10 protein-coding genes are annotated in these 14681 nt (G+C 35.1%); 7 read left to right on the top strand and 3 right to left on the bottom strand.

Annotation, left to right across the window (positions count from 1 at the left end; translation table 11 throughout):
- The first annotated feature begins 27 nt into the window (after positions 1 to 27).
- A complete protein-coding gene (locus BZG02_RS07330) occupies positions 28 to 1011 on the top strand; it encodes a cation diffusion facilitator family transporter (protein WP_101260771.1) in 984 nt (327 codons plus the stop codon).
- Between the two features lie 24 nt (positions 1012 to 1035).
- Positions 1036 to 1464: a pyrimidine dimer DNA glycosylase/endonuclease V gene (locus tag BZG02_RS07325; RefSeq protein ID WP_101260770.1), complete on the top strand. Its 429-nt coding sequence runs from the start codon at positions 1036 to 1038 to the stop codon at positions 1462 to 1464.
- 98 nt (positions 1465 to 1562) lie between these two features.
- On the opposite strand, the gene BZG02_RS07320 is transcribed toward BZG02_RS07325, so the two are convergent.
- From BZG02_RS07320 to pepF, 3 genes are all read right to left on the bottom strand, one after another.
- On the bottom strand, positions 1563 to 4136 hold the full coding sequence (locus BZG02_RS07320; protein WP_101260769.1) for a glycoside hydrolase family 2 TIM barrel-domain containing protein: 2574 nt from the start codon (positions 4134 to 4136) through the stop codon (positions 1563 to 1565).
- Positions 4137 to 4412: 276 nt separating this feature from the next.
- Entirely contained in the window at positions 4413 to 5783 is a 1371-nt protein-coding gene (locus BZG02_RS07315; RefSeq protein ID WP_101260768.1) for a cellulase family glycosylhydrolase, read from the bottom strand.
- A 496-nt stretch (positions 5784 to 6279) separates the two neighbouring features.
- The gene (gene pepF / locus BZG02_RS07310) at positions 6280 to 8181 is read right to left on the bottom strand and encodes an oligoendopeptidase F (protein WP_101260939.1); all 1902 of its coding nucleotides are present in this window, start codon (positions 8179 to 8181) and stop codon (positions 6280 to 6282) included.
- 557 nt (positions 8182 to 8738) lie between these two features.
- Here pepF and BZG02_RS07305 point away from each other — a divergent pair.
- The 5 genes from BZG02_RS07305 to BZG02_RS07285 are packed head-to-tail and all read left to right on the top strand — an operon-like array spanning position 8739 to position 14654.
- On the top strand, positions 8739 to 9710 hold the full coding sequence (locus tag BZG02_RS07305) for a PAAR domain-containing protein (RefSeq protein ID WP_101260767.1): 972 nt from the start codon (positions 8739 to 8741) through the stop codon (positions 9708 to 9710).
- 11 nt (positions 9711 to 9721) lie between these two features.
- Entirely contained in the window at positions 9722 to 11932 is a 2211-nt protein-coding gene (locus tag BZG02_RS07300) for a M23 family metallopeptidase (protein WP_101260766.1), read from the top strand.
- Positions 11933 to 11943: 11 nt separating this feature from the next.
- Entirely contained in the window at positions 11944 to 12804 is an 861-nt protein-coding gene (locus tag BZG02_RS07295) for an SH3 domain-containing protein (protein ID WP_101260765.1), read from the top strand.
- A 38-nt stretch (positions 12805 to 12842) separates the two neighbouring features.
- A complete protein-coding gene (locus BZG02_RS07290) occupies positions 12843 to 13856 on the top strand; it encodes a CHAP domain-containing protein (RefSeq protein ID WP_101260764.1) in 1014 nt (337 codons plus the stop codon).
- A 9-nt stretch (positions 13857 to 13865) separates the two neighbouring features.
- Positions 13866 to 14654, top strand: coding sequence for a hypothetical protein (locus BZG02_RS07285; protein WP_101260763.1), 789 nt, complete (start codon positions 13866 to 13868; stop codon positions 14652 to 14654).
- Positions 14655 to 14681: the final 27 nt, after the last annotated feature.

Genomic DNA, 14681 nt, shown 5'->3' with positions numbered 1-14681 from the left:
ATTGCGAGATATTCCATAAATTTAGGGATGCACGAAAATGAGAAGAGAATAAAATTAATTGTTCAGCGGAGAATTCTAGTTTTTTCGGTACTTATTTTTGTTGCGAAAATGGGAGCCTATTTCCTAACCAATTCTGTTGGGGTTTTAACCGATGCGTTAGAAAGTACAGTAAATGTAATGACAGGTTTTATAAGTCTTTACAGTATTAGTTTTGCCTTAAAACCTCGCGATGTAGATCATCCTTTTGGACATGGTAAAATTGAATCGATATCGGCTTCGATTGAAGGCATATTAATTGTATTGGCTGGTTTACTTATTATTTTCGAGGCCATAAAGCGTTTGTTTAATCCGAGTGAAATAGAACAATTAGATATTGGAATTCTGATTGTAGCTTTAGCGGGTTTAATAAATTACGTGTTAGGCTACTTTAGTATTAAAACCGGACGAAAACACAAATCGATTGCTCTGATTGCTGGGGGAAAACACTTGCAGTCGGATACCTATTCGACCATAGGATTAGTGCTTGGTTTGCTTTTACTGCTACTTACTAAAAAAGCGTGGCTCGATAGCGCAATTGCAATGCTTTTTGGATCCATCATTATTTACACTGGATATAAGATTTTGAAGGAAACCACATCGAATTTAATGGACGAGGCAGATTTTAAGCTATTAAAAGCTATCAGTAAAATTTTGTGGGAGAATAGGAAACAAAATTGGATTGATGTAAGCAATCTAAAATTACTTAAATACGGAGATCGTTACCATATTGATTGTGATTTAACTTTACCATGGTATTTGAATATTACCGAAGCGCATAAGGAAGGAGATTTTGTAATGCAAAAAATTTCGGAGCAATATCCTTTCGCCATCGATTTTACGATTCATACCGATGCTTGTACCAAAAAGATGTGTAAACATTGTACCATTTCTAATTGTAAGTTTCGTGTCAAGCCTTTTAAAAAGGAAAGGATATGGACCGTAGAAAAGACAATTAAACTAGCAACATCTTAATTTTTATAAACAAAACAACGAACGATGAGAATTTGGTCGATTCATCCAAAATATTTGGATACAAAAGGATTAGTAGCACTTTGGCGCGAAACGCTATTAGCTAAAAATGTATTGGAAGGGAAAACCAAAGGATATAAAAACCATCCACAACTAATTCGTTTTAAAAATTTAGAAGATCCACTTCATGGTATTAATCAATATTTAGAAGCTGTTTACGAAGAAGCTTGTATTCGGGGCTATCATTTTAATAAAGAGAAATTTGTCTTGTATGAGGAGCCGTTAAAAGTAAATGTAACTACTGGACAAATAGAATTTGAAAAGCAACATTTACTTCGAAAATTAGAGCAACGGGATAAGGAAAGGTATTTTAAGATGTTGGAAGAAAAAAATATAGAAACGCATTTGCTTTTTAAAGTGGGTAAAGGCGATATAGAGGAATGGGAAATTGTGTAATCTAATTTCGGTTAGCTTCCTTTTTGGGATTAATTATTACCAATAGAATTGTCTGTTTGACTCTAGATAGATTAGGACTAGTGAAAATTAAGCCTTCGTCAGTCAACAGGAATATTTATTAAATTTGAGCTCACATCTCCATTTATACTGGACGCTTTAATTTTTATTGTATCGGTCTGATTTGTTGCTTGCAGGACCAATAAACAGCGACCAAATTGAGTTGGTACTGTTTTATTTTTAAAACCACTTATTTTGTTTGTATTTCCGCAGTCGGTTCCTAAAAATTTGTGTGCTCCTTCAATTTCGAAAGTAATTTGACTTTCTGTATTTGTAACTGCACGTCCTTTTTTGTCGGTTAATTGAGCAGTAAGGTGTACAACATCAATACCATTAGCTTTTATTTTTTCTCTGTCAGGAACTAATTGTATTTCAATTGCTTTGCCAGTAGTTTCAAGTTTTGCAGTGTTGGTAGTTCCATTACTTTTTTTCCCTTTCGCTATCAGTTTTCCTTCTTTAAAAATTACGGCCCATTTAAAGGCGTAATCTTCTTGATCTTTAAGGTATTTTGTTCCTAATGATTTTCCATTTTGAAATAGCTCTACTTGTTCACAGTTGGAGTAAACTTCTACTATAACTTTTTCATTTGTAGTATAATTCCAATGAGGATTTACATCCTGCCAAACGCGGGGGGCCAATTTCCAATAGTCTTTTTTCTTTTCAATAATTTTACCATCAGGAGCTTGTTTGTATATTGATTTTTTCTCGTTTTGGGTATACATCTTAATAACAGGAATATCCTCTCTCCAAAGTGCCTTATATAGGTAATAGGAAGCGCGCGGGAACCCTGCCAGATCAATTGGAGCCATTGGTAGGGCTTTAAGAGGCCAGTCACTCTCACGGCATTCTCCCATATAATCAACTCCGGTCCATAAAAAAATGCCAGAAATAAAATCTCTTTCTTTGGCCGCTTTCCACTCATACCATCGAACAACATTCTCGGTGCCCATCATAACTTTATTAGGATAAGTGGCTTTAAAATAATCGTATTTATCAGGTTTATAGCTAAAACCGACCACATCTAGCACATCGGTATAACCAGTCTCGAAACTGGAAGTAGGTAAAATGCAGTTAGCGGTTATGGGACGAGTTGTATCCATTTCGCGAGTCCATTTTGCTAGTTTTGCTGCTGTTGCCCCAATGCTAAAATTTTGTTTAGGGAAGTTTTTCCAGTATTCACAAACCTGTTCTGGAGTATGGGGAGGCGTTTCTGTACGCCAAAGAGTCCAGTCCATTTTATCGTCTTTATCGTTTTCATCAAAAATTCCAGTAGCGCCTCTATTGCCCGGATAAGTCCATTCAATTTCGTTTCCAATACTCCATTGAAAAATGCAGGGATGATTACGGCTCGATCGGATTACATTTTTTAGATCCTTTTCTGCCCAAAGCTGAAAATGTTCGGAATTTCCACGAGTAATATAATCTACTTCTTTGTCTTGCATATTAAAACGCTTGTCTTTTGGTAAATCCCATTCATCATAGAATTCATTTTGCACCAAAAAACCGAGTTCATCGCATAAATCGAGAAATTCATCGGAAGCAGGGTTGTGAGCACATCTAATTGCATTGCATCCTCCTTCTTTGAGCAGAAGTAGTCTTCTTTTCCACACATCTTTTGGAACAGCGGCGCCTACAAGGCCGGCATCGTGATGCAAGCACACGCCTTTTATTTTCATATTCTTCTCATTCAGGTAAAATCCTTTGTCTATATCAAAACGAATGCTACGAATTCCAAATCGAGTAATCCTTTCTTCCAATACATTATTTGATAATATAATACGGGTTTTGGCCGAATACAATCGGGGAGAATCTATCCCCCATAAACTAGGTTCGGAAATTACTAGGTTTTGCGTATAGTTAGCTGTATCATTTTCCTTTAAAGAAATAGCCGTAGTTATACTTGTAATCTTTACTTCTTCAGGATCGAATACATCGGTGACCATTGTAGCTTCCTGCTGCTTGTTATATTCATTCTTTACTTTTATCTGAATATTTACTTTGGCTTTGTCTTTACTCACTTCGGGACTTGTTATTGTAATGCCCCAAATTGGAATATGAAGTTTATCTAGAATATATAGTTGAACATTTCGATAGATTCCTGAACCAGTATACCACCGCGAGTCGGCGTATCTGCTTCGGTCAACTCGTACGGATATTCTATTATTTTCGTCATAGGGTTTAAGTATATCCGTAAGGTCATAATAAATTGGCGCATAGCCATAAGGATGATTTCCAATGCGAATTCCGTTACACCAATATTCGGCATTATTATACACTCCATCAAATAGAATGTAGCACTTTTGATTTTCCTTTAACTTATTTGGAAATGTTTTACTGTACCAACCTATGCCACCTGGCATAAAGGCTGTGCATCCTTCTAAGTTTCTCGAGAAATCATGTTCAATACTCCAATCATGTGGCAAAACTATTTTTTGCCAATTTTTGGCTTGGTAGGTTGTTAAGGAATAATCTTTTGAATCGGACTCTGTAAAAAGCCAATCCTGATTAAAGTTAATAGGGTTTTGTACCTGAGCTAAAGCTAAATTACTTTCAGTAAATAGATAGAAAGCAATAGAAATTAGGAAAAGTGATTTTTTAAAGAAGTGATAAAACATACCAATTGTATTTATAAATAATTTGATTAGCCTACTTATTTCAATTTTAGTGAAATGTTATAACACAAAATAAGAACATTGCCGACAATAGTTATGTCTGAGGATTATCTTTTATTGGCAGTATTTTAGCAGATAAATATTTAATTTGAGTAACTGGGAATAAGTATTTTAAAATAAAAAAGGCAGTCCCAATTTGGAACTGCCTTTGTAAATTTATTACCAATTGGATCACTATAATTTTCGTTAAAACCAATGGTTAAGTAAGAATAAATTTTATTATTTATGAGCATTTACCACAGCATTTGCAATTTCAGGAAATTCCCATTCTAAGCTTTGGCGGTTAATAATGCCAAATTCAGTTGTATTTCCATTGTCCCACCAAATTGGGCAAATTCCTCTTTTTAAACAGCCATTAGCATAGTAGGAGGCATGAATAATTCTTGCTTCTGTATTGTTGTGATTTGTGGTACCCCATTCTCCCATAACAACTGGGATTCCTTTTGAAATGAACTTCTGTTGAAGCTTGTCAAATTCTGCATCCAAAGCCTGTTTATCGGCATCGCTTCCCCATTCGGTTTGTCCCGATCCAAGACAAAGTTCGTAAGGGAAGTAACTATGTATTGATACAATTAAATTGGAGGAGGAAGGCAATACAAGACCATCAATAGCAGCTTGAGATGAAGAGGCTGCGTAGCTAGAAATCATAATATATCTATCGGCATTTTCACTGCCAGTTTCTCGAATGGCATTCACACTTGTTTTATGAAACTGGTTGATACAATCGCGCCCTTCTGCACTACCACCATTCCACTCTTCGGCAGAGCCTTTTAAGCGGGTTTCGTTTAGCGTTTCAAAAATTAATTTATTATTGTAATCTTTAAATCGTTCGGCTATTTGAGTCCACACTTTTCCAAGTTGATCTTTAGATTTATCTACAGCAGTATACGTAGGAATTAGCCATTCTTCATCATGATGGATATTTAAAATCACATACATATCTTTGGATAATCCGTAATTTACAACTTCTTCCACTCTATCCAGCCATTCTTTCTCAATTGTATATTCAGGTGCATTGCCAATATGATATTGCCAAGTAGCAGGCACTCTTAAAGTCTTAAATCCTTTGGCGCTGATTGCATTTATTAATTCCTGACTTGCTTTAGGATTTCCCCAAACGGTTTCATCATTTCCTTTCGAATCCAAAGTATTTCCTAAATTCCATCCAACTCCCATATTGGCCACAAAGTCTAAACCAGAAAGATTGGTGCTCGAATTTTTTTCAGTAGCAAAGGAGATTTGGATGCCCTTACTTAAAGGGATATTGTCTGCGTTAAGCACTGCTTCTTTCGGAATGTTCAGTTGGTAAGTTCTATCTTTAGCTAAACTAATTGTGAAAATTAATTTGCTAAGTGAAGCTTCTACACTTACCGCCTCGTCGTTTATGGTAATACCATGTTGCGGTGCAAGCTTTATGTTTCCATTAAAACTAACTTCAAGTATGGTGGTAGATATAGGAACATCAACCGCATTATTCTCAATCGAACTAGATTTGAATTCTAACGTAGTATTTATTGAATCATCATCATCTGAACATGCTGTGCAATAAACAGATAGTATAATTATTAAAATATGAAATATCTTATTCATTTGTTTATTTTTATTGTTTTTTATTCATGATACTTACATTAATTTGTGATTAATCGTTAATTATTTACAAAATTTCCCCAATTTTTTTTGTAATAGATTTACCATGTTTCGATTTTATCAGCACAAACTATTTGCATGTTTGTATTTTGTTTAAATAGACGCTATATCGAAGTATGGTAAAAAATTAAAACGCCTAATCGTATGTATTATTTCATTTCAAATGTTTAATTTTTGTTAAATTAACTATGCCTTTATTTCGATCAGGAATATGGGGATATTAAATTTTGTGGTGTTTTACTTTCTCTTTTTTATACGAAAAATAGGCTTATAAATATTGTTTTTAGTGATTTAAGTAAGAGGGAAGAGGTGCTCCGAAATATCTATATATTATTCGGTTTTTAAAATCAGAAACAGGTTATTTAAAAAGTCTAAATAATTTTAATAAAAAAAAGGCAGTCCCAATGTAGAACTGCCTTTATTATGATATTAATGGGATTTATTTCTTAAGCTTTTCAATTTCGATAGCTAATTCATCAACCAACTTATCCAATTGATTAATTACAGCTAGCATTGCTTCTGGTTTCGATAAATCAACACCAGCTTTTTTCAATTGTTCCATTGGAAAATCATTACCACCCGATTGCAATAGGGTGATGTATCTTTTTAAGGCTTCCTGTTTCTCTGTTTCACTTCCCTCGGTTACATCTTTGTATAGTTTAGCCGATGATGCAAAACAAGTAGCATATTGGTACACATAGTAAGGAGAGTTGTAAAAATGAGGAATTCTTGTCCATGGGTAGTTCGAATATTGTGTTTTTTCCGTTACATCGCCATAATACTGGTTGGCAATTGTTCCCCAAGTATCGGTTAAGATTTCTGCATTAATTGGCATTCCTTTCTCAACCATAGTATGTACTTGATATTCGTAATCGGCAAACATTGTTTGAGCGAAAAAAGTACCAATAATACCTTCTATGGACTGCGTTAATAAAGCAATACGTTCATTAGGGTCTTTGGTGGTATTCATCATATAATCCAACAACAAGCGCTCGTTAAAGGTAGAAGCAACCTCGGCTACGAAAATAGTGTAATTCGAAGTGGTAAATGGCTGTGTTTCGTTAGCTAATGTGGTGTGCATGGTGTGTCCCAACTCATGTGCCAAGGTGAAAACATACTCAAGAGTTTCGTCGTAATTTAATAGCATGTATGGATGAACACCGTAAACTCCTGCCGAAAATGCTCCCGAACGTTTTCCAGGGTTTTCGTAAACATCCAACCAACCACTTGCGGTTGCAGTTTTTAATTTTCCTTGATATTCTTTTCCCAACGGTAGTACCGATTCTGTGACAATTTTCACCGCGTCGTCGTATGGATATTTTTTATCGAAATCTACCAAGCTGATGGATCCATCGAAACCATAATATTTTTCCAGTCCTAAAACTTTTTTACGAAGTTGGTAATATTTCTGTACCGGAGCAGTATTTTCTTTAACCGTTTTAATTAGGTTTACATACACATCTTTTGGAATATTGTTTCCTTCCAAAGAAGCATCTAAACACGATTCGTAATTACGAGCACGAGCATTTGCCCATTCCGATTGAACAATGCCGTTATAAATGGCAGCGTAAGTGTTTTTATTCCTGAAGTACACATCGTAAAGTGCCTCATTAACTTTTTTACGATCCTCTTGAGTTCTTGCATTCGAACTGGTAATTTGAGCGTAAACGCCAGGTGTTACTGTAACTTTAGAGCCATCAGATAGTTCCACTTCCTGAAATTCGATATCGGTAGTCGATAAAGCTTCAAATACCGATCCTGGATTTCCTGAAACCTGAGAGAAATAGGATACCAATTTTCCTAATTCTTCATTCAACACATGCTTTTGTAAGCGATACATATCTAGTAATTCGAACTCATATACTTTTAAGTCCTTGTTGGTCGCAATCCACTCCTTCATGGTAGTTTCAGGAATTGCAATCATTTCCGGAGAAATCCAAGCCGTAACGGGACCAAAACCTGCAAACAAAAGACCAACTTGTTGAAGTTTTGCCTGCAATTCCATATTTCGGGTATCCACCGTACTTTGAAAGGAAACAAATTGATATACCTTATAGGCTTTCTTCATTAAGCTCTCCTGCGTATGCATCAATTTTAAAAGGTTGCTAGCGCTTTTTCCAAGCGTTCCTTTATACGATACAATTTTCTGCATATCGGCTTCAATAGCCTTAAAGTCAGCTTCCCAATCTTCCCAGTTTTCGTAAATGTCCGTAAAATTCCATTTGTATTTTTCTGGAATTTCTTCTCGACTTTTGTAACTCACCTGTGCGCTTACCTGCAAACATAGTGTGGTGGTAAAAGCAGCTACAAGCAATACTTTTCCTACTTGTTTAAAATTCATTTTCATTAAAGTTAGTTGAATAGATATTTTTATTATTTCAATGTAAAACCAAAATAGCTTGGTAGTATGGTTTCAAAGATAAAATTTCAGATACAGATAAGCATAATTTTTTCGATGTATGACGAGAAAATCGGGATGTAAGCATTGGCTGTGGGGAAATATAGATTTTGAGCAAAATCGGGAATGCAATAGTTTTGTATTTTGTTTTTATTGTTTAGATATGTTAAAAGAGTATTTTTTGATATATGTTTAGTTCTATTTTTTCTTGCGTCTTTTTTATTGTCATAGTTGATAACTACTGAAAAACCTGATTTTGACAGTCTGTATTTCTTGTGTGCTAATACGCTGCGATTTTATTTTTTGTAGTGATTACGCTACTTATAAAGGATTTTTTGAGTAAAAAGCCAATTCTTAATACAATTTTAATTTTGTTATGACAGATAGATATCTTACTTTAGATTTTTTGTTATTGATTATTAGATAATCGCCGAGAGAAGATGTTGGAGTTATCAGAATTTATAATCGATCTTGCACCCTAAGTTAAATAGAAAAGTATTATGGCAGGAAAACCAATTGCAACAGTAGGTAGTATGCACGTTTGTCCGATGTGCAGTGGACTTGTGCCCCATGTAGGTGGACCAATAGCAGGTCCCGGAGCACCCAATGTATTAATCAACGGAAAACCTGCCGCTCTAATGGGCGATATGTGTGTTTGTGTTGGCCCACCCGATGTAGTCGCTCAAGGAAATCCATCCGTTTTAATTAATGGCGTACCCGTTGTTTGTCAGGGCGATATGACCGCTCATGGTGGCATCGTAATGTCTGGCGAAGCCAACATTCTCATCAGCACCTCTACCCCCAACCCCCAAGTAACCAGTCCAATTCAGGAAATTCCTTTTCCCGAAATAAGGATTACTGACCGGCTTGGTGCTGCCCTACGAGGTCGATCGGCGGACTTAAGAGAATCGGCAACCAATATGGCTCAGGTAAGAAGTGAGGCAGAGAATGATACTTTATCTTTAACAAACCTTCAATGGAAACATGAAGGAATAGTTATAAATAAGGCTATTGTCGATACGACCATTGAACTTACCGCAGATGTGTCGGGTGCAGAGAATGGAGAAATAGTACGTTTAGCTATTTGTGAGCGTACAAATGAAGATAAAGAAATCAAATCAGTATCGGCAAAAGTTGAAAATCAACAAATAGTTGCATCGTGGAAGGTTGCATATAAATTAAATGAGAGGAATCAAACAAATGAAGACGAGGAAGAATCTTCAGATTACATTGAACCAAAAATTATTTTTAAAGGTTGTACTACCAATACATCAAGTTCGGAAAGCAATGAAATTTCTATATATACATGGTTAAAAACAAGGCTTAAGGTCGAAAGTACAGGTGAGATTCTTTGCAATACAAACTGTGTTCTGCATCATCCTACAGGTATTGAAGAAAATTTAACTTCAGATGACAATGGGTATGTATTGGTTGAAGAACTAAAATTAGGAAAATATAAAATAACCATCTAAAACATCTAAGAATGACACAAATTGCTGTGCAGTTAAATACAGAATCAGAAGTTTTAGTACAAGATGTACAATACGAATTTGTAAGAGTAAAACTATTAGATTGTCGTTCTGGTGAAGCAATTGCCAATAGTCGAGTGAAGCGATTAATTATTAGAAAAGGAGAAGCGGTTATAGATGTTGAATTTGAAAGGGAAGATCAGTACCTTGAAGGAACCAATGGTCTTGTAAATTCCCTAAAAGCACTTAAAAGATTAGGTTTTACGGAAACAGAACTAACATCTTATGATACTACAGCTATTTCTGCATTTAATAGTTATTGGGAGAATAGAGCTAATGATGAAGTTCCCTTGCTCTCCGCAGATAGTCCTACTCCAGCAGAGAATTATTACACCCTTATAACGAAGGAGTATAATAGCCATTATAAAACCGATACTGATGGAATATTGAATTTAAGAATACCTCAGAATTTTTTTGATGGAAATGAAGTCTCGGTTGAAGTTGGTTTTTGGGATGTGCCTATATTTTTGGAAGAGATAAAAGGAGATTCACGAACAAATCCTGTAAGACGTAATCATTTTGGATACGGAACCCCTATGATACCTCTACTTGAGGCTCCACAATTTAAAATAGTTTGGAATACCAATGGACAAAATAACGAATGGAATGGAAACTGGGGATGGGAAGCTCAAAAACAAGTGATGAGACAGAACCAAAATACTTCAACTATTCCAGGTTATTCTTTTCCAACAGCACCCGAGCCTAGTGACTCCAATACAGAATTTAAAGTATCGGAAACCATTGTCATTAAAAACTCCACCGCTACATTTAACGATGACAGTCGTTTAGAAATTGACTTCAACTCAATTATGTCGGTTTTTTTTAATCCGAGTATTGTACCTTTTACCGATCCTCATTTTGTATTGTTTGGAATGCAATGGTGTCAACCGGTTTATGATGGAATAGAGGATCCTGATCCTGATGAAGGGCAACGTAGCAATAATATGTCATTTGTAAATATGAAGTGTAACAATCACTGGGTAAAGGGCTTGAATATGCATATTCCTTCAAAACATACTATTGGTAGTGGGCCGTATTATGGAACGTTTTCGAACACACCGCCTCACCCTAGAGGTACTAGACGACATACGGGGGTTGATCTTTACTCAGGAGAGGAAGGGCATAATGATGCTTACGCTATTCATGCTGGAGTGCTTTCTAAGCATACGGGTGGAGATTTTGGTCATCGAGCGTTTGTGCGTTTGGGAGGGATTGGTGAACCAGCATTTCATTATGCCCATCTAGATGAGGAGACGACACCTAAAGATTGGGTGATGTGTGGGGAAATAATTGGCACTTGCGGTTTAACAAGGAGTGCGACAAGTTATTTCAATGGTGAGCCTTACCATTTGCATCTTGAATATTATCCTACCATTACAAGCCTGACAGGCACCTTAGGTGTTTTAAATTCAAATAAGGTCGACTTTAGTGAGGTGGAAAATATGAATCCACCAGAAGGAGCTACTTATACTGCACCTACAGGTGCTAATGCTTTTTTGTTTCAGGGAAATAGACTCCCATTAATTATGCCATGTAGATCGGTCTATTGTAACGAGCCCAATGGAGTCCCTTCCTTTAAAGGATGTAGACTAAATGTAAATAGTATTGATTACAAGACTTGTTTTGCTATAAAAAGCTTCCCGTACTCTAACAATCTCTTACTTTCGAATATACCTTATCTTATTTCAGATGATTTGCACCCCGATACTGGATTGATTCGTTACATTTGTCCGTATATGGCGAATCTATCTGGAAAAGACGATGTTCGTTTGCAGATGAAAATTAAATTTATTTTGGTCAATAAGGAACGTTTTGCTCCTGAAATATTTACCTATGGAGCAAGTGAGCAAACAACTTTTAATTCATTCTTTAATTTTAACATAAATAACTTTAGCATAGACGGAGATATCGGAAATTGCACGAAAACTGGCATAAGAGCTTTAATTAGGGCACATTATTATTGTGAACACAGTAGTTTGGTTGATGCAGAACGAATACTTACGGAAGCTAATTCAGATATAAGTAATACAAAAATTCAAGATTTTATAGATTGCTGTATTGATGGTACAGCTATCTCTACAGATGAATCTTTCCAAAAAATCCGTGATTTCAATACGTGGTTTAATAATGAAGTAGACTTTGCCAACATGTATATGAATATTTAAATCAAAGAACAATGAAGAAAATAGCAATTGTAATCTTTGGACTGTGCATTTGTTTTATGGCAAATGCCCAAGTTCTAGGAAGTGGAGCTTATGCCAACGAGCTTGACTCCTTATTAAGGGAAAATAAAAGACAAGTAGATGAAATTGATAGTATGACGCTTTATAAAGCTATTAACGGAGATGATTATGGTTACAAAGCCCAGAGTAGTCAAGGTGCTTCAGTTGAGAACGAATATATTTTTTATTTTGATGAATCAGGTAACTTAAGAAAATACCATCTTTGGTCAAGTGATACGGATGCTGTTAATACAAGCTACTTTAATACTGAAGGTGGTGCTATACGATGTAGTTTTTTCACTTCATCTTATGATGAAGGTTATTCTATATATCATCTCTTTGATAAAGAGGGAGCTACTATCTTGTTTGATTTTAAACAAAAGATGTATACTCCAGATGAATACTTGTTAAAACATATTTTTTTATCAGAGATTTTTGGTCAATCATCCATAATTAAAAAGGATTCTGACGTTTATTATTATACTTCTATACAATCTACTAATAAGCTAGAGGATTTTTTATTAAAATGGAACAGGGTGGATAGTTTGTACAAACCACAATGCAGTATTTTGGTAAAGTTTATTCCAGCCAAAGTTGGTGATTTCACTTTTATAAACTGTAATTCTGTACCTGTATATGCAAAGCTTTCTGAATTTTCGGAGCCTATCGCCTTGTTTGATTATGGTAATATAGTCACTCTAATATGCAAAGAGGAAGAATGGTGTAAAGTTCAATACAATAACAACTATGGGAAAGTGGTTGTTGGCTATGTGAAAAAAGAATTTTTAGCTCCAATAGAGCTTACTCTAGATTAAAAAAATAATTACTGTATTAGCAAGGTTGTCAATATTGGGTGGCTAGTAAATACATTGGGGCTTTAGTTGATGAGTACGATAACTTTTTTAAAGAAGCAGTTAAAAAAGACGCAAAAGGAAAAGCTTTAGCCAATCAGAAAGAATTAGATGAAATAAAACAGGAGCGTTTAGATGCTCTAAAAGCAAAAGTGTCCGATTTAGAAATTTGGGAAGGTGTCGAAATTCGAAAAAGTAGCTACCGAACTAAATTTGTGAATGGTGCCCTTATGAGTTCTCCGATTATTATGGGGGAATATCTAATCTACAAATTAGGAAAATGGGTCTACGAGCGAATGGCTTATGGCGATAAAAAGGAAGAAGAAATTCCATTAAGCCCATTCCCTATTGCTAACCCAGTGGTTACCCATTTTCACCCAGTAGCTTTTGTGGAGCAGATGAGGAGGATGAGTGTAGATAGGGCTCCTTGGGTAGAAATTGCGATAAATGAGTGGAATTTATACAAAGGAGTTAGGCAAACTGAGAGTCCTTTAAAAGAACAAATATACAAGTACTTCGATTCTAGTAGTTACCCATCAGGAACCAATAAGACAAATTGGTGTGCTGCTTTCGTAAATTGGTGTTTTGAAGAAACTAAAGAATATAAGGGAACAAATCCAATAGCTAATGTTGCTGCGTATGATTGGTTACCTCCAAGTTCAGCTAAAGAACTTAGGGATGATGTGGACGGATGGAAAGAAGGCATAAAATTAGATAGTGTGGATGAAGCATTCGTTGGTGCTATTATTGTGTTTTCTCATTCACATGTTGCCTTTGTTGTTGGGCAAACTGAAGATAAAAAAAGCTTAATTTATTTAGGCGGGAATCAATCAGATGGCGCACCTAATGATGGCAAAGGGAAAAGAACAATATGCACAAATCCTAAGTTAAAAACAGGGTTTAATAGTTCCTTTTGGTTGATAAAACCTAAAAATTATAAGGTAGTAGGTAAAACACATTTGCCTATTATTTCATCCGAAGGAGCTGAATTGTCATATGAGGATACACATAGTTAAAACAAAGCAATGAATAAAATAATGAAATTTGTAATAGCATTGGTTTTAATAGGTTCGTTGACTGGTGCTCAGATGTTTGACTTTCAGAGGTCTGATAGAAAATCAAATGTATTAAGGAAAAATGAGATTCTCAAACAGAAACTTTGGGAACAACTACAAAATGGAGAATCTGCTTTGTATGATAACGCATTTGATATTGAGACATACAAATATACTAAAGATGATTATGAATGTTTAATTTCTTATTTGAAAGAGACTCTAAAGGAAGAAGGTTATAATACACCGAGCAAGGAAGTTTTTGCTCAAAAAGTAAGAAAGATATTTGGGCGTACAATAGATTACAGTACCTGCCTAAAGTATTTATATGTTAACATGGATAATCCAAAGGATAGAAAGCATAAGTATTTTCGTTCTGATAACTCTATAGAAATACACCCTTTGGGTATTTTTGTTAATAAGGAATACTGTTTCATTACTCAACTATATGCAATCCCTGAGATTATAGATTATAAGAAAGAATTTCCTGAAATTTATCAAAGGGAGTGTAAATTAAAGATAAACCAAAAGGACAAAAATAGTGAATCATTAAAACTATCTCTATGGAAAGATAATAAAGGTATTACTGTTGGTGATAATCTTAAAACGTTTATAGCAAGGAATCGATATTTACTAAATAATGACACTACTCAACTTGTATGGTTATTAAAACATGATGAATTATTCATGGAGGCCCTAATTAAGACGTATGGATATTATGAAAATAAAAAACATGTAGATTGGTATAATAAACGAAGATAATCCTACAAAGAGCCCTAAACAATCATT

It is taken from the genome of Labilibaculum filiforme (genome assembly GCF_002843315.1).
Classification (GTDB): domain Bacteria; phylum Bacteroidota; class Bacteroidia; order Bacteroidales; family Marinifilaceae; genus Labilibaculum; species Labilibaculum filiforme.
Note: the sequence above shows the minus strand (reverse complement) of the source record. Positions and strands in the feature narration are given on the sequence as shown.